This window comes from Amycolatopsis sp. NBC_00348 (assembly GCF_036114655.1).
Lineage (GTDB): Bacteria > Actinomycetota > Actinomycetes > Mycobacteriales > Pseudonocardiaceae > Amycolatopsis.
Genome location: NZ_CP107994.1, coordinates 7,575,783 through 7,600,515 on the forward strand (window position 1 = coordinate 7,575,783; position 24,733 = coordinate 7,600,515).

Consider the following 24,733-nt stretch of genomic DNA (forward strand, 5'->3'; position numbering starts at 1 on the left):
TCCTTCACTGCTCGCTTCAGACGACGGCCCGCGCCGCCGCCTCGACCTTGTCCTTGATCAGCCGCATCTGGATCGGCGTGTTGGTGTTGAGCCGGTCCTGCATCGCCTGGTCGCCGACCGGCGCCTGCGGCTTCATCTCGAAGTCCTGCACCCAGCGCATCCGGGTGCCTTCGGGGACCGCGAAGTACTCCCAGTAGATCCACATGTACTTGAAGGGACCCGTTTCGACGCGCTGCGAGCGCACGGTGTGCGTGGCCTCGTCCGGCGTCCGCGCGGACACCCAGTCCCAGACCTTGCCGGTCTCGTCCGGGTGCAGCGCCAGCCGGAAGCGGATCGTGCCGTCCTTTTCGGACAGCACGGTCGCCTCGGAGTACTCGCTGAACAACGTCGTCCACGTCGGGATGTCGTTGGTCATCGCCCAGACGAGCGCGAGCGGCGCGTCGATGACGATCTCGTTGTCGGTGTGCCCGGCCATCTCAGACGGCCGCCTTCGAGAGCAGGTCGTTGACGAACGCGACGGCGTCGCCGGGCGTGGTCGTCTCCGAGACGGCGTCGTCCGGCAGGCTCACGCCGTAGCGGCGCTCGACCTGGCTGCGCAGCTCCAGCATGGCCAGGGAGTCGTAACCGAGGTCCGCGAACTCGACGCCGGCGATGTCGCCGTCCAGCTCGACGCCCTCGTCGACGCCGGCGCTGGTCGTCATGATCTCCTTGAGCTCCAGCAGGGTGAACTCGCTCATGGGTTTCTCCGTTCTTAGGTGCTACGGGCGGCGCAAGACGAGTGCGGCGGTGAAGCCGCCGTGACCGCGGGCCAGTACGAGCGCGGTGCGCAGGTCGGCGTCACGCGGCCGGGTCACCAGGTCGAGGTCGCAGCCCGGGGCGAGCCGCTCCGGGCCGACGGTGTGCGGGACGATCCCGGCCCGCATCGCGAGCAGCGCGGTCGCGACGTCGAGCGCGGCGCCGCCGCCGTAGAGCCGGCCGGTCAGCGTCTTCGGCGCGGTGACCGGTACCGACCCTGGTCCGAACGTCTCGACGAGGGCTCGAGCCTCGATCAGGTCGGCGGCCGGCACGCCGGACGCGTCGGCGAACACGACGTCCACTTCGGACGGTTTGACGCCGGCGTCGGCCAGGGCCCGCGCGATGGTGCGCCGGAGGACCGGCGGCCGGTCGGAGCCGGGCGGCGGGTCGAACCCGGCCGCGTACCCGGCGATGACGCCGTACGCCTCGACGCCCCGCTCGCGGGCGCTTTCGGCGCTCTCCGCGATCAGGATCGCGCCGCCCTCGCCGGGCAGGTGCCCGGACGCCTCGACGTCGAAGGGGAGGTACGCGCGGGCCGGATCGTCCACTGTGGACAAGCCACCGGCGGACAGCTGGGCCACGAGGCCGTACGGGCACAGCGACGCGTCGGTGCCGCCGCTGACGACGACCCGCGAGCCGCCGCGGATCAGCCGGCGCGCCTGGCCGAGGACGTCGAGCCCGCCCGCCTGTTCGCAGGCCAGCACGCCGCACGGGCCGCGCATGCCGTGCCGGATCGAGATCTGGCCGGTGGTCGCGGCGTAGAACCAGGCGATGGACTGGTACGCGCCGACCCATGACGGCCCGTTCTGGTACAGCCGCTCCATCTCGTGCTGCCCGAACTCGGTGCCGCCGGACGAGCTCGAGGTGACGACGGCCATCTCGAACTCGGGCACGCCCGCCGGGTCGAGCGCGGCGTCGGCCAGCGCGTCGGCCGCGGCGGCGAGGCCGAGGTGCGTCCAGTGGTCGGTCTGCGGGATCAGCCGGCCGGGAATCCGCTCCTTCGCGGAGAACCCGGGCACCTGGCCGGCGTGCCGGACCGGGTAGCCGGAGGCGTCGAAGCGGTCGATGCGGGCGATGCCCGACTTGCCCGCCAGGACCGCCTCCCAGTGCGCCGTGGCGCCGATCCCGGTCGGCGCGACCACGCCGATCCCGGTGACGACCGTGCTCATCGATGCCCTCCACGCGAAAAGAATCCGAGACGGATAACGGCAAACGCTTTCCTGCTCACGCGATCCAGAATGCGGACCACCCCTACAACCCACCTAGGACGGGACTCGAAACCGCTCAGGCCGGGACCAAGGCGACCGCGTTGACGACCACTGCGACCAGCGCCAACGCCGTCCGCAGCAGGTGGAAGCGGCGCCACAACGGACGCGGGTCGCGCCAGTCCGGCGGAATGCTTTCCGGGTCGAGGGATTTGACGACGCGGTTGATCGGCACGTTGCAGAAGTGCGAGACGATCGAAACCGCCAGCAAAAGCACCGCGGCGACCGCGAACAACCCGTTCCCGGAATCGGCCGTGAACACCAGCACGACGTCGATCACCGTCGAGGAAAGCACGATGATCGGCATCGTCGGGTCCCACCGCTTGCCGATCAGCTGGTGCGCGTAGACGTACCGGTCGGCGGGCATCGTGATCAGGGCGGGCAGCACGCTCAGCGCCACCGCGAACAGCACCCCGGCCACAACACCGCTGCCGGCCAGCACCGCGACGGACAGCAGCCACGTGATCATGGCCGGACAGCCGCCCGGGACAGCTCGACGACCGCGGCCGCGTCGTCGTCACCGCGGCCCGCGTCGAGCAGTTCTTCGAACCGCTCGGCCGCTTTCGACGTCAGTGGCAGCGATGCTCCGTGCCGCTCCGCCTCGGCCGTCGCGAGCCGGAGGTCCTTGTGCATCAACGTCGTCCGGAACGCGGCCGGGCGGTAGGAGCGACGCCGCATGAAGTCCGCGCGGAACGCCAGCACCGGCGAGCGCCAGCCGCTGTTGTCGAACGCGTCCAGCAGCAGGTCGCGTTCCATGCCCATCGACTCGGCGAGCGCGACCGCCTCGGCCAGCCCGGCCGTCTGCACGCCGAGCAGCAGGTTGAACGCCAGCTTCAGCACGCCGGCGCTGCCGGGCCCGCCGAGGTAGCGGACGTCCCGGCCGAGCGCGGACAGCACGCCGGACACGTCGTCCGCCCACGCGCGCTCGCCGGCCACGAACACCCGCAGCTCACCGGTCGCGGCCATCTTCGGGTTCCCGATGACGCACGCCTCGACCCGCCGCACGCCGAGCGCGTCGAGCCGCTCGGTGATCTCCTCGGCGAAAGCGGGCGACACCGTCGAAGTGTCCACAATGGTCAGTCCGGGCCGCAGCTGGGTCGCGAGGCCGTCGAACACGACCTGCGTGACAGCGGCTTCGTCGGCCAGGCTGAGCAGCACCACGTCCACGTCCGCCGCGGCTTCCGCCGGGGACGCGGCGATCCGCGCCCCCGCTTCCGCGAGCGGGGCGGCCTTCGCCGCGGTCCGGTTGTAGGCGGTGACCTCGAACCCGGCGGCGAGCAGGGCCCGGGCCATGCCCCCGCCCATCATCCCGAGGCCGATCACGCCGATGCGTGCCAGAGTCATGGCTCAGCTCCCCGCCGGGTGGGTCGCCACGGACAGCTGGGAGACGCACCGCATGGTCGCGTTCCGGAAGTACTCGGCGAACCCGGCCGCGCTGTCGGTGTCGCGCTGCTCGGCGAGGTACGGCGCGAGCTCGTGCTCGACCGTGTGCACCCCGCTCTGGGCCGCCATGTGCTTGCCGACGGCCGCGAAGTCGCCTTCGAAGTGGATGAACCGCACGACGATGTCGTCCTTGACGAACACGGCCGTGCCGAGCAGCCGGCCCGCCGCGTCGCCGTCGTCGCCACGGAAGTCCGGCGTGTCGACCCGCTTGAACCGCGCGAAGACGTCGGCGATCTCGTCCTCGAACCCGGGCTTGACCCGGTAGGTGATGGCCGCGTAGGGCATTACACGTGTCCTTTCTGGACGTCAGCGACTTCGACGACGTCGGCGACTTCGGCGACGAGCGCGTTGCCGAGTGTGCGGCGGGACAGCAGGAAGACGACGCCGATGAGGGCGGCCACCCCGCCGAGGGAGGCGTAGTAGACGGGCTCGCTCATGGCCGTGCTCAGCCGCACCAGCAAACTGCCGAGCCCGCCACCCAGGGCGGCGAACAGCCACAGCATCCCGATGACGCGGCCGATGAACTCCGGCCCGAGCACGTCGGCGGCCGACGAGATCGCGACCGCCGCGATGATCACCTCACCGGCCGCGTGCAGCAGGTAGACCAGCGCGAGCCACAGCAGTGACACCTGCTGACCGTCTCCGGCGAGCGAGGACCCGACGCACATCACGAGGAACCCGGTACCCACCATCACCAGGCCGACGCCGAGCTTCACGCCGACGCCGTCGACCGCGGGCAGCACCTTGGCCACCACCGGGGCGAGCACCAGGATGAACGCCGGCGTCGCCGCCTGCAGCCAGCTGGCCGGGATGCCCAGGCCGAACACCGTGAGGTCGGTGTGGTCCCGCGCGAACAGCGTCAGCAGCGACGCCGAGTGCGCGATGATGATCCAGAACAACGTTGCCCCGAGGCACACCGCGAGGTAACCACGCAGCCGGCGCCGTCGTCCCGCGGTGAGGGCCGGGTTCCGGTACAGCGTCACGTACCCCACGACCGGCAGCAGGATGCTGAGCACGCTCGCGATCATGATCGCGGTGGTCGCGGACAGCCGGCCGGTCACGGCCAGCAGCGCGACGAGCACCACGGCGAGCCCGAGCACCAGGCCCGCCCCGCGCAGGGCCCGGCGCCGCTCGAGCGGCGTGGCCGGCCGGCGCGCGCGCATCCCGGTGCCGCCGAACTGCCCGGCCGAGAAGGCCAGCAGCACCGCCGTCACCAGGACGGCCGCCGAGGCGACCGAGAACCCGAGGTGCCAGCTGACCTTCTCGCCGAGGTAGCCGGTGATCAGCGGCGCGGCGAGCGCCGAGATCTGGACGCCGACGTACATCAGCGAGATGCCCGACTCGCGGCCGCGGCGGCCGTCGAACATCAGGTTGATCAGCGCCTGGTGGTTCGGCTTGAACAACCCGCCACCCGCGGCGAGCAGGATCAGGCCGGCCGTGGTGGCCCAGCCGGTCGGCGCGGCCAGCGCCAGGTAGCCGGCGCCGCTGAGCACGCAGCCGCACAGCAACCCGCGCCACTGCCCGAGCAGCCGGTCGCCGATCCAGCCGCCGGGCAGCGACAGCAGGAACATCACGCTGATCCAGGCGCCGAACAACGCGGCCGCGTCGGCCGTGCGCAGCCCGAGGCCGCCCCGCTCCACCGGCGCGGCGGCGTACAGCACGAGGATCGCCTGCATGCCGTAGAACCCGAAGCGCTCCAACGTGTCCGTGACGAACAGCGTGGTGTACCACCGCGGCATCCGTCGCAACGAGACCGTGCCGTCGAGCGCGACCCGGTCGATCTCCGGCGCGCTCACGCCACGCCCTCGGGCGGCAGGCCGCTGGCGCGGGTCAGCACGTCGGCGAGCACGGTGTCCTGGTCGGCGACCTTGCCGGCCGAGCGCCACGCGACGAACGCGTCCGGCCGCACGAGCACCGCGCCGTCCGCCGAGACGCCGTACGCCTTGGCCCAGTCGCGGTCGACGGCGGTGATCTCGCCGCCGTCGATCACCTGGACCTCCAGCGGCAGGCCCGTCTGCTTGGCGACGCGCTCGGCGGCCTCGACCCACCCGTTGGCACGGGAGCCGGTGAGCAGCACGAACTTGTCCCAGAACAGGTCGATTGTGGACAGTCGCTGCCCGTTGCGCTCCAGCCAGACGTGCGGCGCGCGCGTGCCGGGCTCGCCGGCCAGCTCCAGGCCCGGGCTGAGCGTCGGGGCGTCCGCCTGACCGCCGGTGATCGCCTCGGAGTGGTAGCGGTACCCGAGGGTGATGATGACGTCGTCCACCAGGGACGCCCGGGTCTCTTCGTCGGCGTAACCGTGCCGGATCCGGTTGCGCACCATGGCCTGGCGGGCCATCGCCCCGCCGACCCCGCGGCGCTCGGCGTCGTAGCTGTCGAGCAGCGCGTCACCGCCTGTGCCGGCGAGCACGGCGGCGATCTTCCACGCGAGGTTGTGCGCGTCGTGGATGCCGGTGTTCGCCCCGAACCCGCCGGCCGGCGGGTGCACGTGCGCCGCGTCGCCGGCGAGGAAGACGCGCCCGCTGCGGAACGTGTCGGCCACCAGCTGCGCGCCCTGCCACGGCACCTTCGCGACGATCTCGACGTCCATGTCCGGCACCCCGGCGGCCGTGCGCACGATGTCGACGCAGCGCTCGTCCGGGTAGTCGGCCGGCGTCTCGCCCTTCTCCGGGTAGTACAGCGGCGCGGCCAGCCACGGGTCGGCGCCGTGCAGCCGCGACAGGCCCATCAGCGTGCCGGGCGCCGCGGTGGCGTAGCACAGGATGAACTTGCGGTCCTTGAGCACCGACGTCAGCTGCGGCGCGCGGAAGTACACGCTCAGCGCGTTGAACACGGTGCCGATGCCACTGCGCTCGACGCCGAGCGCCTTGCGGATCCGGCTGTTCGCGCCGTCCCCGGCGACCAGGTAGTCGGCCCGGACCGTGGTCTCCTCGCCGGTGGTGAGGTCCTTGATCTGCGCGGTGACGCCGTCGGAGTCCTGGGTGAACGACGTCAGCCGCGTCCCGAACCGGATGTCGGCGCCCGCGCCGCGGGCCAGGTCGGCCAGCACCCGCTCGTAGCGGTCCTGCCCGCAGCCCATCACGCGCTCGGGGCTGACGGTCGGGCCGTCGAGCGACGGCGACTCCAGCACCTCGGCGTCGTCGATCTCGGCGAAGGTGCGGACCTGGATGATGCCGCCTTCGAAGTACGGGTGGGAGTCGCCGACCTCGAGGGCGCGGATCTCCTGGTTCACCCCGGCGGCGCGGAACAGCTCCATGGTCCGGGCCTGCAGCCCGGGCGCCCGCGGCAGCGTGGACGTGCCGTCCCGCTGCTCCACGAGCAGGGGCCCGACGCCGTGGCGGGCCAGGAACAGCGCGGTCGAGATACCGACCGGGCCGGCGCCCACGACGAGCACCGGCACTCGGATGTCAGTCATGCGTTTTCCTTTGCTCGCGGCCGGGTTACAGGCAGACCTTGGCCAGCTCGTCGAGCTGGTCGACGTCGGACGTGCAGGGGAAGAGCAGCAGTTCGTCGCACCCGGCGGCGGCGTAGGCGTCGATCGTCTCGCGCAGCCGGGTCTCGTCGGAGATGACGCCGTTCGCCAGGAACTGCGCCTTCTCGCCCATGTAGGAGTAGTAGTCGAGCAGGTAGCGGCCACCGGCCGCCTTGCGCTCCTCGCCGAGGGCGACGTAGGTGAGCGCGCCCATCTTCGGCGTGTCCGCGCGGCCCGCCGCGGTGAACGCGTCGCGGACCAGGTCGGCCTGCTGCGGGTAGCGCGAAACCGGGCCACCGCCGGAGACCCAGCCGATGCCGTGCTCGGCGGCGCGCCGCACGAACGCCGGCCCGTTGCCGCCGGCCCAGATCGGGACGGCCGTGCCGTTCGACGGCTTCGGGCCGATGCCGGGCACCGGGCCGCGGCCCGCCCAGACCTCCTTGAGCTCGCCGAGCAGCTGGTCGAGCCATCTGCCACGGGTGTGGAAGTCGACGCCGGTGGCGAGGAAGTCGTCCTCGCGCCCGCCGGCGGCGACGCCGACCACCAGCCGCCCGCCGGAGAGCCGGTCGATGCTCGCCAGTTGCTTGGCCAGCAGCGCCGCGCTCGGCCAGTAGCCGGCCAGCAGGATGGTCGGGGCCAGGGTGATCCGGCTGGTGGCGGCGGCCGCCGCGGCCAGCGCCACCGTGGCGTCGTAGCTGTCGTACACCAGCCGGTCGAGCACGGCCAGCGTGCTGAACCCGAGCTCGTCCGCGCGAGCGGCGAACTCGATCAGCTGCCGGCCGTCCGTGCCGGGGACGGTGTTGGGCAGGCCCACTCCGATGTCCATAACTCCTCCTGTCTTTTCAGCTGGCCGAGTCAGCCGGCCACGCGCGCCGGGAGCACCGACTCGTCGAAGTCGATCCGCTTGAGCGACCACTTCGCGACCTGCAGCGACATCGCGACGGCGTCCGTGGCGTAGCCGAGCATTTCCGTCTGGTACCGCTCGGAAGCCAGCGCGACCGGCTGCTCGCCGCGGTCGGCGGCGAGCAGTTCGCGGGTGAGCGTCGCGGCGTCGCGCAGCGCCGTGTTCGCGCCGACACCACCGGACGGCGGCATCGCGTGGACGGCGTCGCCGAGCGGGATGACCGGGCCCGGCTCCCACGGCTCGATCGGCGCGGTCGCCCGGACGGCCACCGGGAACGTCTCCTCGACGTCGGCGAACTCCATGATCGCCCGCAGGTGCGGGTGCCAGCCGGTGGTGCGGGCCTTCGCGAACTCCCACAGCTCGGCGCCGCTCATCGCGAGGAACTGCTCGTCCGGCATCCCGGTCGCGGTGCGGTGCATGGAGAACACCGACATGAAGTAGTCGTCGCACGGCTCGAAGGCCAGCTCCGGCCAGAGCCGCGCGGACGCCGTCGCCGGTTCGGTCCGGAAGACCATCGGCATCAGGCCGAGCTTGTGCTCGTCCGAGCCGATCACCCAGGTGAACCGGTCCTGCAGGATCTCCGGCAGTTCCGCGCGCAGCCGCGCGGTCATCGGGATCCGGCCGAAGATCGTCCGGACGCCGAGGTCGCGCGGCTCGGCTCCGCCACGCGCCCGCCGGATGCCGGAGTTCGCGCCGTCGGCGGCGACGAGGACGTCCCCGGTGTCGACGCTGCCGTCCGCGAACTGCACGGCGACCGTGCCGTCCGGCTGGACCTCGTGGTGGGTGTAGCGCTTGCCGAAGTGGACGGCGTCGGTGAGCCCGGCCAGCAGGACCTTCCGCAGCGTGACGCGGTCGACGGCGTCGACCTTGTCCGCCTGCCCGGCCCGCGGGTCGGTCATCTCCGGAGTCCACTGTGGAGTGAGGTGCTCGTCGTAGTTCGCCATGCCGAAGCCGTAGCGGCTGTTCGCGGTCGCGGTCAGTACTTCTTGGACGCGCTCGGGCAGGCACTCCCGCAGCGCGCGTTCGCCGTCTTGGCTGATGTGCAGCCGGTAGCCCTGGTTGCGGCCGCGGATCGAGTCGTCGCGTTCGTGCACGGAGACGTCGACACCGGCCTTGCGCAGCCCCTGGGCCAGGCACAACCCGCCGACACCACCGCCGATGACGACGACCCGCAGGCCGCGTCGCGCGGTGGCCATCAGACCCCGCCGTCGACGTTGAGGGTGACACCGCTGATGTACTTCGCCGTGTCACCGGCAAGGAACAGCACGGCGCCGGCGACGTCTTCCGGCTGGCAGATCCGGCCCAGCGCCGTCATCCCGACGATCCGCTCGACGGCGTGCGGCGGCAGGCCCGCGCCCGGCTCGGTCTCGGTGAGACCGGGGGCGACGGTGTTGACCCGGATGCCGCGCGGGCCGAGCTCCTTGCACAGGCCGCGGGTGAAGCCGATCAGCGCGGCCTTCGACGCGGTGTAGTGCACGCCGTTGACGCGGCCGCGCAGCGCGACCGACGACCCGACGTTCACCACCGACGCGCCGTCGGTCAGCAGGTCCAGCACGGCCTGCGTGACCAGGTAGGCCGACGTCACGTTGTGGTCGATGAGCCGGCTCCACTCGGCGTCGTCGATCTCCCCGAAAGGGACCCCGCCGTCGACGCCGACGTTGTTGACGACGACGTCGAGCCCACCCCAGTCGGCTCGCACCGTCTCCGCCAGCGCCGCGACGTCCGCGCGGCGCGTCACGTCCGCCTGCACCAGGCGGTGGTGCTCGCCGAGCGCCTTAAGTTCCCGCGCCAGGCTTTCCGCCGCCTCGTCACCGGTTCGGTGGCCGGCGAGCACCCAGGCTCCGGCCCGGGCGAAGGCCAGCGCCGTGGCCCGGCCGATCCCCTTGGTGCCACCGGTCACCAGTACTCGTTTGCCCCGCAGTCCTTGCTCCACCGGACGCCACCTTTCCCGTTCGACTTGGCCGTGAGCCTGACAAGGACCGCTGAACCGGAACTCGAACCCGGGTGGAGCCCGCCGGTTCCACGCCGGTTCGAGTTGCGCTCCACCCCGCGGTGGAACGGTGACGACAGATCCGGCCCGGTCAGTGGCCGCGCGAACTGTCGAGAAGGGAAGTCGGCACATGACGAGTACCGCACCGGATGTCAGCACCCCGGCGGGAATCATCAGGCTCTGCAACGCTTTCTGTGACGCCAAGGCGTTGCTCACCGCGGTGGAACTCGACCTGTTCACCAAGCTGCACTCGGGCTCGGCGACCGAAGAGCAGCTCCGGAAGAGCCTGGCGCTGCACGGGCGCGGCCTCGGCGACTTCCTGAACCTGCTGGTGGCGCTGGGCCTGCTGGAGAAGGAGGGCGACCGCTACCGCAACGCCGCCGGCGCCGACCGCTACCTGGTGACGAACCTCCCGACGTACGTCGGCGGCTTCATGCACCGCGCCAACAACAACCTGTACCCGGCGTGGGGCCTGCTCACCGAGGCGCTCAAGACCGGGAAGCCGCAGGCCGAGGGCGACTTCGAGCAGGTCATCGCGAACCCGAAGGTGCTGGGCCAGTTCATCCGGATGATGGACGCGCTCACGCAGGTGCTCGGGCCGCAGCTGATCGAGGCGTTCGAGTGGTCGGAGTTCAAGACCATGCTCGACATCGGCGGCTGCCGCGGCAACATGGCGAGCCAGATCGTCAAGGCGAACCCGGACCTCTACGGGCACGTCTTCGACCTGCCGCCGATGAAGCCGTTCTTCACCGAGCACATGGCGACGCTCGGCCTGACCGACCGCCTGGAGTTCCACGGCGGCAACGTCTTCCACGACGACCTGCCGTCGGCCGACCTGGTGGTGCTGGGCCACATCCTGCACGACTTCGACCGCGACCACCGCAAGCGCATCCTGCAGAAGGCCTCGGCGTCGGTCAACCCCGGCGGCACGCTGCTGGTGTACGACCGCATGCTGGACGAGGACCCCCGCCACGTCGAGAACCTGGTGATCAGCATCGACATGCTCCTGGTCAGCGACGGCGGCTCGGAGTACCCGGCGTCGGAGGTCCGCGAGCACGCCGCGGAGGTCGGCTTCACGGACTTCACGTCGAAGCCCCTGGGCGACTACGACACCCTGGTCGTCCTTCGCCGCCCCGCCTGAGTCCCGCACCCCCAAGGGCCGTGAAGGCCTCCTTACCGGCTCTTATGGCCGGTAAGGAGGCCTTCACGGCTTTTCGCTACCCCCGGGGAGGCCGGCCGCGGAGCCGACCCGACGGGTACGCGAGCTGACTCCCCAGGTACGCGAGCCGACCCTCCGGGTGCGCAGAACGGGCCGGGATCCGGGTGTCGGCGCGGACCCGAGACGCGACGCGTGTCGTCCTCGGAATCACGCGTGTCGACCCTTCAATCACGCGTGTCGACCCTGGGATCACGCGAGCCGACCCTCCAGACACACGAGCCGACCCTCCGGGGCCGGGCAGGGTCCGTGATCGAAGGGTCGACTCGCGTGATCAGGAAGCCGACACGCGTGATCAGAGGGTCGACACGAAGAACGGGCCGGGATCCGACAGGATCCCGGCCCGTTCTCGTGGCGGCAGGTACGGCGGGTCAGGCGGGTACCGGGCTCCGGGGCACCGCGAACTGCGTGACGCACCGCAGCATGCTTTCCCGGAACGTCCGGACGAAGCCTTCCACCGTCCCCGTGTCACGCGGGTTGTTCAGGTACGGCGCCAGCTTGCGCTCCACCTCCCGCACCCCCGGCTGGTTCGCCATGAAGCGGGCCACGGCGTCCAGGTCGCCTTCGTACTCGATGAACCGCACCAAGGTCGCGTCCCGGATGAACACCGCGGTCGCCAGGATCCGGGCACCGTCCGGCAGGACGCTCGACCTCGGCCGCTGGAAGTCCGCGAACACCTCGGCGACGTCGTCCTCGCAGCCGCTCTTGATGTCGTAGGTGATCGCCACGTACGGCATCAGCGGGCCTTCCGGCAGACGACGGCCGTCTCGAGGCCGTCGAACAGCGCCACCGTCGTCGTCGACTCGAAGCCCGCGGCCGCCGCGTACTCGCGGCAGTCGGCGATCGTGTACTCCGAGCCGCCCGGGGTCACCACCAGCAGGTTCAGGCATCCCAGCAGGCCGACCTTGTTGACGCGGCGGTCGTCGTCGATCATCCGGTCGTAGATCACCACGATGCCGCCGGGGTTGACGGACTCGTACGCGCGCCGCACCAGCGTCGCGCGCTCCTCGTCGTTCCAGTCGTGCAGGATGTGCCCGAAGATCAGCACGTCCGCCGGCGGGATCGGCTCGGTGAAGAAGTCGCCGACGACGAACCCGACGCGCCCCGTGGTGCCCTTGGCCGCCATGTGCTCGTGGAACAGCTCGGCGATCTCCGGCCGGTCGAACACGACGCCGTCCAGGTGCGGCTGGGCCTTCACCAGCGACGCCGACAGGTTGCCGCGCGCGCCGCCGACGTCGACGAACGTCTTGTGCTCGGCCCAGTTGACGCCGTCGGCCAGCTCGGTCGCGATGTGCGTCGTCCACGCGTCCATCGCGGCGATGAACGAGCGCCGCTCCTCCATGTCCTCGTACAGCCGCTCGAAGTAGTCCGCGGTGTCCCAGCCGATGAACGGCTTGCCCGAACGGAGGCTTTCGGTCAGCCCGCCCCAGGCGCGGAACAGGTGCTTGCTCGCCTGCCGCATCCAGCCGCCGAGGAAGGTTTCCTTGTGCTCGTCGAGGAAGTACCCCGTGGTCGCGGTGTTGCGGTAGAGCCCGTCCTCGCGCTCCAGCAGGTCGAGCGAGACGAGCGCGTCGAGGAAGTCCCGCGACGAGCGCGGGTGCAGGTCCAGCTTCGCCCGCAGCTGCTCCTCGCTCGCCGACCCGGCGCCCAGTTCGGTGAACAGGCCGATCTCGACGGCGGTCAGCAGCGTCTTGGCGGCCCAGAACGACGTCCCCAGCTCGATCAGCGGCCGGGCGTTGATCGCGGAAACCGTGCCCTGGTCAGCAGTGGTGGTCATGAACGGTCCTTCCTTGCGTGGTGTGATCAACAGGGGTCACCACTGCAGCGGCAGGGTGTCCGGTCGGGTGAACGCGCGGTTCGCGCTCCACTCGAGTTCGGCGGGCGGGACGGCGATGCGGAACTCGCCGAAGTGCTCGAGCATCCGGTCCAGCGCGACCGTCAGCTCGACCCGGCCCAGGTGCGCGCCGAGGCAGTGGTGGATGCCGTGCCCGAAGGCGAGGTGCGGGTTGTGCGCGCGGGTCAGGTCCACCTCTTCGGCGCCGGTGAAAACGCTTTCGTCGCGGTTCGCGGAGTTGATGCACGGCAGCACCGCGTCGCCCGCCTTGACCGTGACGCCGCCGATCTCCATGTCTTCCAAGGCGATCCGGATCGGCCCGACGCCGCCGCCGGCCTGCGAGTACCGCAGCAGCTCGTCGACGGCGGCGGGCAATTCGTCGCGGTGCTCGACGAGCCGCCGCACCGCGCCCGGCTGTTCGGTCAGCGTGAGCACGCCGTGCGCGATCTCGGACGTCGTCGCGTGGTAACCGGCCATCAGCATGGTCTCGGCGAACGCGAGCAGCTCCTCGGTGCTGAGCGAATCGTCCTCGTCCCGCGCGGTGATCAGCACGGCGAGCAGGTCGTCGGCCGGGTTCTTCTGCTTGGTCTCGATGAGGTCGTTGAGGTACTGCCGCAGCTTCCCGGCGGCTTCGCCGACCTGTCCGGACGACCGGTGCCCGACGCTCAGCATCACGTCGGTCCAGCCGCGGAACAGGTCGTGGTCGTCCTGCGGGACGCCGAGCATCTCGCAGATCACGGTGATCGGCAGCGGCTGCGCGAGGTGCTCGATCAGGTCGGCGCCCGGGCCGGCCTTGACCATCCCGGCCACCATCTCCTCGGCCAGCTCCTCGACGCGCGGGCGCAGGTTCTCCACCTGCCGCGTCGTGAACACGCGGCCGACGAGCTTGCGCAGCCGGGTGTGCTCGGGCGGGTCCATCACGAAGATCGACTTCGACCCGGCCGCGACCGGCAGCAGCCGGGGCGCGTCCGGGCGGGTGATGGCCTCGCGGCTGAACCGCGCGTCGGCCAGCACCTTGCGGACGTCGGCGTGCTTGGTGACCAGCCAGACGGCGTGGCCGTTGGGCAGGATCGCCTTCGCGACCGGCTCCTCGGCGCGCAACCGTGCGTACTCCTCCGGCGGCAGCAGCGGATGCTTGCTGGTGAACGGAAACCGCAGCGTGTCGACGGCTTCTTGGGTCATCTGCGTCTCCTATGGACAGTCTGCTACGGACGATTGAGGACCGGGCCGGTCAGGGTTTCCAGCGCGGCGGCGACCTTCGACGGCGACGGCTGCTCGCGCATCTCCGCCGCGACCTCCCGGGCCGCCGTCCGCTGCGGTGTGCCGGGGGCGATCAGCCGCACGATGTGGTCGTGCAGCACGTCGGCCGTCGCGTCGGCGATCCCCACGACCACGCCGGCCCCGCGCGCCCCGGCCCGCGCCGAGTGCCCGGCGTGGTCGGGCAGCTGCGGCACCAGCAGCACCGGGACGCCTTCGTGCAACGACGTCAGCAGGCTGCTCGCGCCGCCGTGGCCGACCAGCAGGTCGCAGCCGGCCAGGATCGGCTGCAGGGGCTCGTCGACGAGCACGTGGACGTGGCCCGGCAGCGGCCCGAGCAGCGGGCGCTGGGCCGAGGACACCGCCAGCACGACGTCGACGTCGAGGTCCGCCGTCGCGGCGACGACCCGGTCGACGAGGAACCGCCGCGGGTCGACCTTCGCGATCGTGTGGCCCCAGCTGACGCAGACCCGCGGCCGGTCGCGGCCGATGCGGAACCCGCGCGGCGGCGTGGCCGGGCCGTTGACCGGGACGTACCGCACGGGCAGCCGCCGGTGCTCGCCCGGCACCTGCATGCTCGCCGGCACCGGGTCGATCGTCGCGGCGCCGGCGGCGTCGAAGGGCAGGCCGCCGAACCGGGCGGCCAGCGGCGCGAACGCCTCGGCGAGCACACCGCTCACCCGCGAAAGCAGGTCGGCGCCGTAGAGGTGGCGCACGGCGGGAACGCCGGCGGCCGCGGCGGCGAGCGGACCGGCCAGCGCCGTCGGGTCGTAGACGACGAGATCGGCGCGCCAGTCGCGGACCAGCTCGGCCAGATCGTCCACCATGGACTCGGCGTGCTCCAGCAACAGCCGCACCGCACGGGGTTTGCCGCTCTTCGCCGGCGACGCGGCCCCGGGAACGGTCGGCAGCAGGTACTCCCGCACGATCCCCGCGGTGTCGACGTCGACGCCGACCCGCGCCGCGGTCAGCCCGGCCCGCCGGATCTCCCCGGCCAGCCCGGGCTGGCTCGCGAACAGCACCTCGTGGCCGGCCGCCCGGCACGCCCAGGCCAGCGGCGCCAGCGCGTACAGGTGCGTCGGCCAGGCCCACGTCGTGAACACCACCCGCATGTCCGTTCCTCCTGTGCTTCTCGCCGACGGCCGTCTCGGCGACGACGGTGGCACCGCGTTCTGAAGCCTGACTCGAACGACCGGCACTCCAGCGCGGATCGAGCAGCGGCCGCGACCATCGCGACGGAACGACCACCGACAGCGGAGGAACACCGTGGCCGCACAACGCACCGCCCTGATCACCGGGGCCAACCGGGGGCTCGGCCAGGCCGTCGCCGCCGAGCTGGCCGGCCGGGGGCTCGACGTCATCATGACCGCGCGGGACTTCGACGCCGCCGCGAAAGCCGCCGCCGAGATCGGCGCGCGGCCGTACGCCCTCGACGTCACCGATCCCGCGAGCGTGGCGCGGGCCGCCGCCGAGCTGACCGAGGTAGACGTCCTGGTGTGCAACGCCGGCGTCCTGCTCGACGGCGGCCACGACCCGCTGACCGTGCCGCTCGAGCTCGTCGAGCAAACGCTTTCGGTGAACCTGCTCGGCGGCTGGCGCACCGCGCAGGCGTTCCTGCCCGCGATGGTGCGCCGCGGCTGGGGCCGCGTCGTGTTCCTCTCCAGCGCCACCGGGTCGTTCGAGCTGGGGCTGTGGCTGGGCGCGCCGGCGTACTCGCTGTCGAAGACCGCGGTGAACGGCCTGACCACCATGCTGGCGCGGGAGATCGAGGGCACGGGCGTGCTGGTCAACGCCGTCAACCCCGGCCAGGTGCGCACGCGCATGGTGCCGGCTGCGCAACGCAGTCCCGAAGACGCCGCCGTCGACATCGCCGACGTCGCGACCCTGCCGGACGACGGCCCGACGGGCGCGTTTCTGCGCTCGGGCAAGCGGATTCCGTGGTGAATTCGAGCCGGGCTACACCGGCGGCCCGGAACATGAAGCGTCCCGTACCACCACGTTGCCAGGAGGCGAGAACGTGCACCGCACCCTGATCGTCGCGAAGCTCAAGACCGACTCACCCGAACGGATCGCGGACGTCTTCGCCGAGTCCGACGCCACCGACCTGCCGCGCATGGTCGGCGTCTCGCGGCGGACCCTCTTCACCTTCCACGACCTGTACTTCCACCTCGTCGAGGCGGACCAGGACATCAACCCGAGCCTGTACAAGGCGCGCAGCACGGAGCTGTACAGCGACATCAACACCAAGCTCGCCGAGCTCGTCTCGCCGTACGACCCCGGCTGGAAGGAACCGAAGGACGCGATGGCGTCCCCGTTCTACGTCTGGACTCCCGAGGAAGGCCGCGTTCGATGACCACAGTGGACAGGGTGAAGGTCAACGTCGCCGAGGCGGCCCCGAACCAGCGCCGCGGCGGCGACATCCGCGTGACGCTCAGCCCGAAGACGGTCGGCTCGACGTCCGGCTTCGGCGGCTTCCTCATCCTCGGCGCGGGCGAGCACGTCACCGAGCACTACCACCCGTACTCCGAGGAGTTCCTGCACGTCGTCGAGGGCGAGCTGGAGATGACGCTCGACGGCGTCGCGGTGCGGCTCGGCCCGGGTGACTCGCTGATGGTCCCGATCGGCGTGCGGCACCGGCTGGTCAACGTCGGCGACGTCGAGGCGCGCGGCGTGTTCCACCTGTCGCCGCTGGCGCCGCGGCCGGAGCTCGGCCACGTCGACACGGAACAACCGCAGCGCCCGGACGCCCCGAACCCGGCGGTCGGGGGTGCTTCGTGACCCGGAGCGTCTCCATCACCGGGATCGGTGTGGTGGCGCCCGGCGGGGTCGGCCGGGAACCGTTCTGGGCACTGCTGAGCGCCGGGCGCACCGCGACCCGCCGGATCAGCCTGTTCGACGCCACCGGTTTCCGCTCGAAGATCGCGGCGGAGGTGGACTTCGACCCGCGGGCCGCGGGCCTGTCGGCGCAGCAGGTGCGGCGGATGGACCGGGCCGCGCAGTTCGCCACGGTGTGCACCCGGGAGGCGGTGGCCGACAGCGGCCTCGACCTCACGGGCCTGGACCCCGGGCGGATCGCGGTCAGCATCGGCAGCGCCGTCGGCTGCACGATGGGCCTGGAGGAGGAGTACGCCGTGCTCGCCGACGAGGGCAAGCACTGGCTGGTCGACCACACCTACGGCGTCCCGCACCTCTACGGCTACATGGTGCCGAGCACGCTGGCCGTCGAGGTCGCGTGGGAGGTGGCGGCCGAGGGCCCGACGGCGCTGGTGTCGACGGGCTGCACGTCGGGCCTCGACGCGGTCGGCCACGGCGTGGCGCTGATCGAGGAGGGCTCGGCGGACGTCGTGCTCGCCGGCGCCACGGACGCGCCGCTGTCGCCGATCACCTCGGCGTGCTTCGACGCGATCCGCGCGACGTCGGCGAACAACGACGACGCCGAGCACGCGTCGAGGCCGTTCGACGCGCGGCGCGACGGGTTCGTGCTCGGCGAGGGGTCCGCGGTGCTGGTGCTCGAGGAGACGTCGGCCGCGCTGCGGCGCGGGGCTCGCGAGTACGCGCGGATCGTCGGGTTCGCCGGGCGCAGCAACGCCTTCCACATGACCGGGCTCAAGCCGGACGGCCGCGAGATGGCGGAGGCGATCCGGGTCGCGCTCGACCACGCGCGGCTGGCGCCGGCGGACGTCGACTACATCAACGCCCACGGTTCGGGGACCAAGCAGAACGACCGCCACGAGACGGCGGCGTTCAAGCGCAGCCTCGGGGAGCGGGCGTACGAGGTCCCGGTCAGCTCCATCAAGTCGATGATCGGGCACTCGCTCGGCGCGATCGGCTCGCTGGAGGTGGCGGCGTGCGCCCTGGCGCTCGACCGCCAGGTGGTCCCGCCGACGGCGAACCTGCACGAGGCCGACCCGGAGTGCGACCTGGACTACGTCCCGTTGACGGCGCGCGAGCACGAGATGGACGTGGTTCTCACGGTCGGCAGCGGTTTCGGCGGCTTCCAGAGCGCGATGGTCCTGGCCCGGCCCGGAGCGGCCGGCGCCTGAGGGAGGAGAAGGAGCGGTGGTGCGGGTTCGCGGCGCCACCGCTCTTTCCCGTGCCCACGAACAAGTCGTGAGTGGTAAAGAGGGTTAGAACCCTCATTACCACTCACGACCGGTTGTCACGATTTGTCGGGATTCAGGTATTCGATCAAGCGCGCGAGCTGGTCGGCGTACTGCTTGACGAACTCCGGGGACTCCGGGTCCTGCTGCGCCACGCCCTCGATGACGTGCGGCAGGGTCACCGGCGCCATCGCCGCGGCCATCAGCATCACCGTCAGGCAGGCGGGATCCACCCACTCGGGGAGCTGACCGGACTTCTGCAGCTCGGCCACCTGGTCCACGGTGCCGCCCAGCCGGGCCGACCGCGGCGCGTGGTCCGGGTCGGTGTCCGGGCCGCCGTACTCCAGGCCCGACCACGCCAGCAGGCGCATGCCGTCCCGGGACGTCAGCACCTCCAGGACGTAGCGGCGCAGCTGCTCCGACAGCGGGGTGCCGGGCGCCACCAGCTCGCTCTCACGCTGGCCCCAGCCCTCCGACATGGCCTGGTACAGGCCTTCCTTGCCGTCGAAGTAGTACGAGATGAGCTGCTGGTTCACGCCCGCGCGCGACGCGATCGCCGCGATGCGCGCGCCCGCGTACCCGTGCGCGGCGAACTCCGCGACGGCCGCTTCCAGGATCAGCCGGCGCGTGCGGTCCGGATCCCGCTGCCGCTCCTGCGGCTTCGGCGAACGGCGGGGCTTCGACGACGCGGTCACACCGGCGACTATACATGCGCCCAACCACCTCAACCGGCTGATCGACTTAATGAAACAGACGGTTGACACAGTGAGGCAAGTCCCTGACTATGGTGAGAGACACACCGGCAACACCGCCCACCCGGCACGGGAGCAACCACTCACGGCCGCCGTGGACAACCGAAGACAGCGCTTTCCCGCGTCCCCGTGAACTGCACCGGGACGCCCGCGAGCCGCCTCCGGAATTGCGTAGCAGCAGTCCCGGGAAACGAGTCGAGCGACCGCTCCGCGACCATTTCGCGTCGAGCGGCAATCGCGTCCTCGAATTCATTCACGACCCCTCGGCAATACGCGCGCGCGTGCCGTTCCCGTCGCAGGAAATCCGCTCGGCGGCCGACGGGAAATCCGCGGCCGGACGCGGGCCGAAGTCGTACGCCTTGCTCACGATCTACGTCACCGCAGGTCAGAACGATGCGGGCCGATCAGGTGAATTTCGCCGGGAGTATTGCATCCCGATCACCCCTTCTATCGTGCGCTCTTCGACCAGAAAGTGACCGCCGGTCACTAGAATGCACCTGGAGCTACGAAAACCTTGCACGATAGGCTGACATTCCCAAGGCGGCGTCAGCGCTCTGCTAATGCTCGTCCAGCGGACCCGGCCATGGTGGGCAGAAGCCCGCACCCGACTGGTTCATACCCGGTTCGGGATGCGGGCAAACCTGGGGACTGGGGAGCGGTGTTCTCCGACGGGGAGCGGACCACGCCGCATCGATACTTGGAGGATGCAGATGTTGTGCGTCAAGGTTCTCGGCCCGTTGGAGGTCGTACGCGACGGGGTGCCCATCACGCCGTCCGCGCCGAAGCTCCAGCGCGTGTTCAGCCTGCTCGCCGTGTCCGCTAACCACATCGTCCGGACCGAACAGCTCATCGAGGAACTCTGGGAGGAGAACCCGCCGACCAGCGTCAAGACGACCCTGCAGACCTACGTCTACCAGCTGCGGAAGCTGCTGGAGCTGGACCCGGCGCAGCGGCCGTCGGCGCGCGTCCGCCGTGACGACGGGCAGCCCGTGCTGCTCACCCTCTCCGGTGGCTACATGCTCGCGGTGGACCGCGACGCCCTGGACTCGAGCCACTTCGAGCGCCAGGCGACGCAGGGCTGGACCGAGCTCGACGCCGGGGACGCGGAGGCGGCCTTCCACACGCTGGACGGCGCGCTGCGGCTCTGGCGCGGCTCCGCGCTCGTCGACCTCAACCCCGGGCCGGTGCTGCAGGCCGAGGTGCTGCGGCTCGACGAGATGCGCAAGAACGCCCTGGAGCACCGCATCGACGCCGCGCTGCAGCTCGGCCGGCACCAGGAGGTGCTGGGCGAGCTCACCCGGCTGGCGGCGCAGCAGCCGACGCACGAGGGCTTCCAGGCCAAGCTGATGCTGGCGCTCTACCGCTCCGGCCGGCGCTCCGAAGCGCTGGGCGTCTATCAACGGACCCGCTCGTCGCTGGCCGACGAGCTGGGCCTCGACCCGGGCGCGGAACTCCAGCGCGTCCACCGCGCGGTGCTGGCCGCCAACGGCAGCCTCGACGCCGTCCCGGCCCAGGTCCGGCGGCAGGTGGCGCGGCCGGAACCGCCGCGTCAGCTGCCACCAGCCGGGCCGGGGCTGGTCGGCCGGGACAGCGAGCTGCACACGGTCGTCACCGCCGTCACCGCGCCGGACCGGCGGGGCCCGGCGGTCGTCACCGTCGACGGCCCGCCGGGATCGGGCAAGACGGCGCTGTGCGTGCACGCGGGCCACGACGTGCGGGAGAAGTTCCCGGACGGGCAGTTCCACGCGAGCCTGGCCGACGCCGCCGGGCAGCCGGTCGACCCGGGCACGGTGCTGGCCGGGTTCCTGCGCGCGATCGGCGTCCCGGGCGACCGGATCGCCGGCTCGGTCGCGGAACGCAGCACCCAGTTCCGCACCTGGACGGCCGACCGCCGGGTGCTGGTGGTGCTCGACGACGTGCTGGACGACCACCAGCTCGCGCCGCTGCTGCCCGCGGGCCGCGGGTGCGCGGTCGTCGTCGCGAGCCGGATGCAGCTGTCGGACCCGTCGGTGACGACGGTGGTCAGCCTGAGCCCGCTGAGCGGCGCGGACGGCGTCCGGGTGCTGAGCGGGCTGGTCGGCCCGGAGCGGCTCGCTCAGGACCCGGACGGCACCCGCGCGCTGGTCGCCCGCTGCGACGGCCTGCCGCTGGCGCTGCACGCGGCGGCGACCCGGCTGCGGCACCGCCCGCACTGGCCGGTGCGGCGGGCGGCGGACTGGGCCGCGACGGGCGCGGACGACCCGTTCGACCTGCGCTCGAGCGTCTCGCTCAGCTACCGCGTCGCGACGCCGGAGGTGCGCTGGGCGTTCCGGACGCTGAGCACCTCCGACGCCGGGAGCCTGTCGCTGGCGGCCGCGTCGGCGGTGCTGAACCTCGACGGCTGCCTGGCGGAGACCCTGCTGGACGACTTGGTGAACCTGCACCTGCTGGAGTTCGAGCACGCGGCCGACCACACGGAGGAACACCACTACCGCATGCTGCCGACCTTCCGCGACATCGGCCGCCGGCTGCACCTGGAGGCGGAGCTCCTGGGAGCGGCCCGCACCGAGCCGCAGCCGGCACTGGCCGTCACGACCGGCGACGCCTACCAGCCCCTGTGCCACGAGGCCGGGCGGGTGGCCGTCGCGCCGAACCGGGGTTGACCCCCAGCCTCCCCGGTGAAAGAGGATCGCGCACCGCACCGCTACCCCCCGGTGCGGTGCGCGACCCGTTACCCCACAACGAGGTGGCGCGCCCGCCATCCCCGCGCGCCGCAACGCCGTGAGGGGCACCTTCAGGGACGTGGTGTCCCTGAAGGTGCCCCTCACGGCGTTCGAACTCAGTACTCCCAGTCCAGGCGCATCGAGGCTTGGGCCATGCGGACCGACTCCGCGACGGCGGCCGTGCCGCGGCGGGTGACGTCCGCCTGGTAGCCCGCCAGGCCTTCGGCCAGTGAGCCCGGCAGCGTCAGGACGCGGCACAACGCCGCGGCGTCCTGGGCCGCGACGTTCGCGCCGGCCCCGCCGGACAGCGGCATCGTGTGCGCCGCGTCGCCCAGCGGGACCACCGGGCCCTGGCCCCACGCCGGACCCGGCGGGGTCGCCCGCAGGGCCAGCACGTGCGTCTCCGCCGGCTCCGCGTGCGCGAACAACCCGTGCAGGTCCGGGTGCCAGTCCGCGGTCCGGTTCAGCAGCACCTCCCGCAGAGCGGCCCCGGGCAGCCCGAACAGGACGTCGTCGGCGATCCCGAGGTGCGCGCGGTGCGTGTTGAACACCGCCGTGTAGTAGTCCTCGGCGTCGGCGCCCGGCCGGAACACCATGGGCAGCAACCCGAAGCTGACGCCGCCGGAGCTGACCACCGACGTGAACCGGTCGTGCATGAACTCCGGCAGCCCGCCCTTGATCGCCTTCGCCATCGGGATCCGCGAGACGATCGCGCGGACGCCGAGGTCGCGGGGTTCGTCGCCGGGCCGCCACGCCGCGCGCACCGCGGAGTCCGTCCCGTCCGCGGCGACCAGGACGTCACCGGCGTCGGACGTGCCGTCGCGGAAGTACGCGCGCACCCCACCCGACGCCGTCAGCGCGTGGTGGTCGAACGACGAACCGGACCGGACGACGTCGCCGAGCCCGGCCAGCAGCACCTCGCGCAGCGTCCGGTGGTCGACGGCGTCGACGCGGTCGAGGTTCCCGTCGTCCTCGTCGTGGTGTTCCCATTGCTGTACCAGGTGTTCGTCGTAGGCGGCCATGCCCTTCGTGTAACGCATGGACGTCGCGACGAACCGGTCCCGCACCGCCGGCGGCAGGCAGGCGCGGAACGCCCGCTCGCCGTCCGGCGTGATCCGCAGCCGGTGCCGCGGGGCCGGCGTCTCGTCGCGTTCGTGCACCACGACGTCGACGCCGGCCTGCCGCAACCCGTGCGCCAGGCAGAGCCCGCCGATCCCGGCCCCGACGACGAGGACCCGCCGGCTCATCGGACCGCGGGACCGGCGTACGCGCCGATGTTCGGGCGCACCGGCGGGACCGGGTAACCGAAGTAGTCCCGCACGCCCGGGTTGGCCGCACCCGCCGACAGCGCCGGCGAACCGCCGCGCAGCCGGTAACCGGTGGCGTCCTGGCGGTCGGCCGCCAGGCCCGGCGCGGTGAACTTCGGGTCGGCGACGACGGCGTGCGCGTCACCGGCCGGCACGGTCGTGACGTTCCGGTACAGGTTGTGGTCGTAGGTCCCGTACGCGTCGCTGAACGCCGACCCGCCAGCACGCCCGACGAAGATGTTGTCGGAGAACTCCAGCGGGTCGGTGGCGTAGTTCATCAGCAGCCGCTCGGCGTTCGGGGCGTAGATCGTGTTGCCGTACACCTGCACGCGCCCGGTCTCCAGGCAGATCACCGTGATGACGCCGACCGGGTCGGTGCCACCGTTGAAGTCCGGGTAGTAGCCGTTGGAGAAGTCGTTCTGGCTGATGTTGTAGCGGACCGTGGTGCGGTCCGTCGGGCGGCCGGCGTCGGCGCAGACCACCAGCATGCCGCCCTGGTTCTCGCGGCTGAGGTTGTGCTCGAACACCGTGTCGAGGTTCGCGTGCTCGGTCATGTACGCCGCCGAGGGCAGCGGGCCGGAGCCGTGGCCGTAGGAGACCTCGTTGTAGCGGAACACCGTGCCGTCGGCGTTGAACGCGCTCAGCGCGGCGGTGTAGGACGGCGCGCGCTCGGCCCAGCCGCGGAAGGTGTTGTACTCGACCACGGCGTTCGTTGCGTTGTAGACGCCGACCGCGTCGCCGCCGATGTCCTCGCCGTAGTTGTGCGCGATGCGCAGCCGGGTGATCGGGACGTACGTCGTGCCGCGGCCGTCGGGGTACTGCGCGCGCTTCTCCCAGTCGGACGACGTCGCGATGCCCTGGCGGTCGACGTGCCGCAGCGTGTTGTTCTCGATGACGACGTCGTCGAAGCCGCTCGGCTTGGCCGTGCCGCCCGCCTTGACGACGATGGCGCCGCTGACGTCCGGGGTGTGCGGGTTGCGGCAGTCGCAGCCGTTGACGTCGTGGACGTCGACACCCGAGACGACGAGGTGGTGCGCGACGCCGAAGTCCTCGAGCTGGAGGAAGACGCCGATGCGCACGTCGTTGTCGCCCGGCGTCGGGCCCTGGTTGCTGACGTCGAGGTCGCGCACCTCCCAGCCCTCGACGTTGTGCAGCAGCACCGCGGCGAGCGCGCCGTGCGCGTCGATCTTCGGCTTGGCGCCCCAGCCGTAGGTGCCGGTGGTGATCGGCCGGCCGGCGGTGCCGGAGCCCTTCGGCGCGAACGTGCCGTCGCACGTCGTCCCGCGCTTGAACGTGATCCGGCTGCCCGGCTGGAACACGACGGAGTTCACCTTGGCCAGCGTCTTCCACGCCTGGCCTGCCCCGAGCCCGGACGCCGAGTCGTGGCCGCCGGCGCAGTCGACGTAGTACTGGGTCCCCCGCGCGTGCGAAGTGTCGGCGAGTGCGGCCGGGGTGCTGAGCCCGACGACGGTCAGCACCCCGGAGACGAGGGCGAGTCTGCGAATCCACGCAGCGGTCATCGTGGGTCCTTCCTGGTTTCGGCGGGGGTTCTGCGAACCCCCGGATGGTCACCACGCGCACTCGTGCGCAACTCGCGACGACCTGGATTCCCGCCGCGTCAGCCCGGTTCGAGCCAAGCTGGACCGCCCCCTGGCACGGTCAGCGGACCCTGACGAGGCGGCACCGGACGTCCGCC

The 24,733-nt window shown here is 71.8% G+C and carries 24 protein-coding genes; 6 read left to right on the top strand and 18 right to left on the bottom strand.

The annotated features are described in order from the left end of the window. Positions 1-16 precede the first annotated feature (16 nt). The 11 genes from OHS58_RS33265 to OHS58_RS33315 all read right to left on the bottom strand — a co-directional run bounded on the left by OHS58_RS33265 (position 17) and on the right by OHS58_RS33315 (position 9,812). On the bottom strand, positions 17-475 hold the full coding sequence (locus OHS58_RS33265; RefSeq protein ID WP_328645115.1) for an SRPBCC family protein: 459 nt from the start codon (positions 473-475) through the stop codon (positions 17-19). 1 nt (position 476) lies between these two features. Continuing rightward, complete coding sequence (locus OHS58_RS33270) at positions 477-737, bottom strand: acyl carrier protein (protein WP_247058700.1); 261 nt, start codon at positions 735-737, stop codon at positions 477-479. Positions 738-758: 21 nt separating this feature from the next. Then, positions 759-1,964: a ketosynthase chain-length factor gene (locus tag OHS58_RS33275; RefSeq protein ID WP_328645116.1), complete on the bottom strand. Its 1,206-nt coding sequence runs from the start codon at positions 1,962-1,964 to the stop codon at positions 759-761. 115 nt (positions 1,965-2,079) lie between these two features. Continuing rightward, positions 2,080-2,529 carry a DUF1772 domain-containing protein gene (locus tag OHS58_RS33280; protein ID WP_328645117.1) on the bottom strand — a complete coding sequence of 150 codons (450 nt, stop codon included), beginning with the start codon at positions 2,527-2,529 and terminating at the stop codon, positions 2,080-2,082. Beyond that, entirely contained in the window at positions 2,526-3,404 is an 879-nt protein-coding gene (locus OHS58_RS33285) for an NAD(P)-dependent oxidoreductase (protein WP_328645118.1), read from the bottom strand. Before OHS58_RS33285 ends, OHS58_RS33280 begins: the two co-directional genes overlap by 4 nt. Positions 3,405-3,407: 3 nt before the next feature. Further along, positions 3,408-3,788 carry a SchA/CurD-like domain-containing protein gene (locus OHS58_RS33290; RefSeq protein ID WP_326957052.1) on the bottom strand — a complete coding sequence of 127 codons (381 nt, stop codon included), beginning with the start codon at positions 3,786-3,788 and terminating at the stop codon, positions 3,408-3,410. Then, positions 3,788-5,299: a peptide MFS transporter gene (locus OHS58_RS33295; protein ID WP_328645119.1), complete on the bottom strand. Its 1,512-nt coding sequence runs from the start codon at positions 5,297-5,299 to the stop codon at positions 3,788-3,790. Before OHS58_RS33295 ends, OHS58_RS33290 begins: the two co-directional genes overlap by 1 nt. Continuing rightward, positions 5,296-6,918 (bottom strand): FAD-dependent oxidoreductase, encoded by a 1,623-nt coding sequence (locus OHS58_RS33300; RefSeq protein ID WP_328645120.1) that lies wholly within the window; start codon positions 6,916-6,918, stop codon positions 5,296-5,298. Before OHS58_RS33300 ends, OHS58_RS33295 begins: the two co-directional genes overlap by 4 nt. Positions 6,919-6,943: 25 nt before the next feature. Continuing rightward, a complete protein-coding gene (locus OHS58_RS33305; protein ID WP_328645121.1) occupies positions 6,944-7,801 on the bottom strand; it encodes an LLM class flavin-dependent oxidoreductase in 858 nt (285 codons plus the stop codon). Positions 7,802-7,830: 29 nt separating this feature from the next. Next, positions 7,831-9,075: an FAD-dependent oxidoreductase gene (locus tag OHS58_RS33310; protein WP_328645122.1), complete on the bottom strand. Its 1,245-nt coding sequence runs from the start codon at positions 9,073-9,075 to the stop codon at positions 7,831-7,833. After that, on the bottom strand, positions 9,075-9,812 hold the full coding sequence (locus OHS58_RS33315) for an SDR family NAD(P)-dependent oxidoreductase (RefSeq protein ID WP_328645123.1): 738 nt from the start codon (positions 9,810-9,812) through the stop codon (positions 9,075-9,077). Before OHS58_RS33315 ends, OHS58_RS33310 begins: the two co-directional genes overlap by 1 nt. Before the next feature lie 187 nt (positions 9,813-9,999). On the opposite strand from OHS58_RS33315, the gene OHS58_RS33320 reads away from it, so the two are divergent. Then, positions 10,000-11,010, top strand: coding sequence for a methyltransferase (locus OHS58_RS33320; RefSeq protein WP_326944855.1), 1,011 nt, complete (start codon positions 10,000-10,002; stop codon positions 11,008-11,010). Between the two features lie 446 nt (positions 11,011-11,456). On the opposite strand, the gene OHS58_RS33325 is transcribed toward OHS58_RS33320, so the two are convergent. Genes OHS58_RS33325 through OHS58_RS33340 form a run of 4 tightly spaced genes read right to left on the bottom strand, consistent with a single transcriptional unit; the run spans position 11,457 to position 15,288 of the window. Next, positions 11,457-11,822: a SchA/CurD-like domain-containing protein gene (locus OHS58_RS33325; protein WP_328645124.1), complete on the bottom strand. Its 366-nt coding sequence runs from the start codon at positions 11,820-11,822 to the stop codon at positions 11,457-11,459. After that, on the bottom strand, positions 11,822-12,862 hold the full coding sequence (locus tag OHS58_RS33330; protein ID WP_328645125.1) for a methyltransferase: 1,041 nt from the start codon (positions 12,860-12,862) through the stop codon (positions 11,822-11,824). The genes OHS58_RS33325 and OHS58_RS33330 overlap by 1 nt, the downstream gene beginning before the upstream one ends. A gap of 36 nt (positions 12,863-12,898) precedes the next feature. Continuing rightward, complete coding sequence (locus OHS58_RS33335; RefSeq protein WP_328645126.1) at positions 12,899-14,101, bottom strand: cytochrome P450; 1,203 nt, start codon at positions 14,099-14,101, stop codon at positions 12,899-12,901. 23 nt (positions 14,102-14,124) lie between these two features. Beyond that, positions 14,125-15,288 (bottom strand): nucleotide disphospho-sugar-binding domain-containing protein, encoded by a 1,164-nt coding sequence (locus OHS58_RS33340; RefSeq protein WP_326957039.1) that lies wholly within the window; start codon positions 15,286-15,288, stop codon positions 14,125-14,127. Positions 15,289-15,442: 154 nt separating this feature from the next. Between OHS58_RS33340 and OHS58_RS33345 the strand changes: the two genes are divergently transcribed. From OHS58_RS33345 to OHS58_RS33360, 4 genes are all read left to right on the top strand, one after another. Beyond that, positions 15,443-16,120, top strand: a complete 678-nt coding sequence (locus tag OHS58_RS33345; RefSeq protein ID WP_328645127.1) for an SDR family NAD(P)-dependent oxidoreductase — start codon at positions 15,443-15,445, stop codon at positions 16,118-16,120. Positions 16,121-16,193: 73 nt separating this feature from the next. Continuing rightward, positions 16,194-16,529, top strand: a complete 336-nt coding sequence (locus OHS58_RS33350) for a TcmI family type II polyketide cyclase (RefSeq protein WP_328645128.1) — start codon at positions 16,194-16,196, stop codon at positions 16,527-16,529. Next, a complete protein-coding gene (locus OHS58_RS33355) occupies positions 16,526-16,954 on the top strand; it encodes a cupin domain-containing protein (protein ID WP_328645129.1) in 429 nt (142 codons plus the stop codon). Before OHS58_RS33350 ends, OHS58_RS33355 begins: the two co-directional genes overlap by 4 nt. Further along, positions 16,951-18,219 carry a beta-ketoacyl-[acyl-carrier-protein] synthase family protein gene (locus OHS58_RS33360; RefSeq protein ID WP_326944863.1) on the top strand — a complete coding sequence of 423 codons (1,269 nt, stop codon included), beginning with the start codon at positions 16,951-16,953 and terminating at the stop codon, positions 18,217-18,219. Before OHS58_RS33355 ends, OHS58_RS33360 begins: the two co-directional genes overlap by 4 nt. A gap of 116 nt (positions 18,220-18,335) precedes the next feature. Here the strand turns inward: OHS58_RS33360 and OHS58_RS33365 are convergent, their stop codons facing one another. Beyond that, a complete protein-coding gene (locus tag OHS58_RS33365; RefSeq protein WP_247058719.1) occupies positions 18,336-18,971 on the bottom strand; it encodes a TetR/AcrR family transcriptional regulator in 636 nt (211 codons plus the stop codon). Between the two features lie 761 nt (positions 18,972-19,732). On the opposite strand from OHS58_RS33365, the gene OHS58_RS33370 reads away from it, so the two are divergent. Continuing rightward, on the top strand, positions 19,733-21,670 hold the full coding sequence (locus tag OHS58_RS33370; protein ID WP_328645130.1) for an AfsR/SARP family transcriptional regulator: 1,938 nt from the start codon (positions 19,733-19,735) through the stop codon (positions 21,668-21,670). Between the two features lie 176 nt (positions 21,671-21,846). Here the strand turns inward: OHS58_RS33370 and OHS58_RS33375 are convergent, their stop codons facing one another. Together OHS58_RS33375 and OHS58_RS33380 are read right to left on the bottom strand one after the other, a co-directional pair. Further along, the gene (locus OHS58_RS33375) at positions 21,847-22,977 is read right to left on the bottom strand and encodes an FAD-dependent oxidoreductase (protein WP_328645131.1); all 1,131 of its coding nucleotides are present in this window, start codon (positions 22,975-22,977) and stop codon (positions 21,847-21,849) included. After that, positions 22,974-24,557 carry a hypothetical protein gene (locus tag OHS58_RS33380; RefSeq protein WP_328645132.1) on the bottom strand — a complete coding sequence of 528 codons (1,584 nt, stop codon included), beginning with the start codon at positions 24,555-24,557 and terminating at the stop codon, positions 22,974-22,976. The genes OHS58_RS33375 and OHS58_RS33380 overlap by 4 nt, the downstream gene beginning before the upstream one ends. Positions 24,558-24,733: the final 176 nt, after the last annotated feature.

Excerpts from the sequence above, each read along its gene's own strand:
- OHS58_RS33265 (WP_328645115.1), bottom strand. The coding sequence starts at position 475 with ATGGCCGGGCACACCGACAACGAGATCGTCATCGACGCGCCGCTCGCG.
- OHS58_RS33270 (WP_247058700.1), bottom strand. The coding sequence starts at position 737 with ATGAGCGAGTTCACCCTGCTGGAGCTCAAGGAGATCATGACGACCAGC.
- OHS58_RS33275 (WP_328645116.1), bottom strand. The coding sequence starts at position 1,964 with ATGAGCACGGTCGTCACCGGGATCGGCGTGGTCGCGCCGACCGGGATC.
- OHS58_RS33280 (WP_328645117.1), bottom strand. The coding sequence starts at position 2,529 with ATGATCACGTGGCTGCTGTCCGTCGCGGTGCTGGCCGGCAGCGGTGTT.
- OHS58_RS33285 (WP_328645118.1), bottom strand. The coding sequence starts at position 3,404 with ATGACTCTGGCACGCATCGGCGTGATCGGCCTCGGGATGATGGGCGGG.
- OHS58_RS33290 (WP_326957052.1), bottom strand. The coding sequence starts at position 3,788 with ATGCCCTACGCGGCCATCACCTACCGGGTCAAGCCCGGGTTCGAGGAC.
- OHS58_RS33300 (WP_328645120.1), bottom strand. The coding sequence starts at position 6,918 with ATGACTGACATCCGAGTGCCGGTGCTCGTCGTGGGCGCCGGCCCGGTC.
- OHS58_RS33305 (WP_328645121.1), bottom strand. The coding sequence starts at position 7,801 with ATGGACATCGGAGTGGGCCTGCCCAACACCGTCCCCGGCACGGACGGC.
- OHS58_RS33310 (WP_328645122.1), bottom strand. The coding sequence starts at position 9,075 with ATGGCCACCGCGCGACGCGGCCTGCGGGTCGTCGTCATCGGCGGTGGT.
- OHS58_RS33320 (WP_326944855.1), top strand. The coding sequence starts at position 10,000 with ATGACGAGTACCGCACCGGATGTCAGCACCCCGGCGGGAATCATCAGG.
- OHS58_RS33325 (WP_328645124.1), bottom strand. The coding sequence starts at position 11,822 with ATGCCGTACGTGGCGATCACCTACGACATCAAGAGCGGCTGCGAGGAC.
- OHS58_RS33330 (WP_328645125.1), bottom strand. The coding sequence starts at position 12,862 with ATGACCACCACTGCTGACCAGGGCACGGTTTCCGCGATCAACGCCCGG.
- OHS58_RS33335 (WP_328645126.1), bottom strand. The coding sequence starts at position 14,101 with ATGACCCAAGAAGCCGTCGACACGCTGCGGTTTCCGTTCACCAGCAAG.
- OHS58_RS33340 (WP_326957039.1), bottom strand. The coding sequence starts at position 15,288 with ATGCGGGTGGTGTTCACGACGTGGGCCTGGCCGACGCACCTGTACGCG.
- OHS58_RS33355 (WP_328645129.1), top strand. The coding sequence starts at position 16,526 with ATGACCACAGTGGACAGGGTGAAGGTCAACGTCGCCGAGGCGGCCCCG.
- OHS58_RS33370 (WP_328645130.1), top strand. The coding sequence starts at position 19,733 with ATGCAGATGTTGTGCGTCAAGGTTCTCGGCCCGTTGGAGGTCGTACGC.
- OHS58_RS33375 (WP_328645131.1), bottom strand. The coding sequence starts at position 22,977 with ATGAGCCGGCGGGTCCTCGTCGTCGGGGCCGGGATCGGCGGGCTCTGC.
- OHS58_RS33380 (WP_328645132.1), bottom strand. The coding sequence starts at position 24,557 with ATGACCGCTGCGTGGATTCGCAGACTCGCCCTCGTCTCCGGGGTGCTG.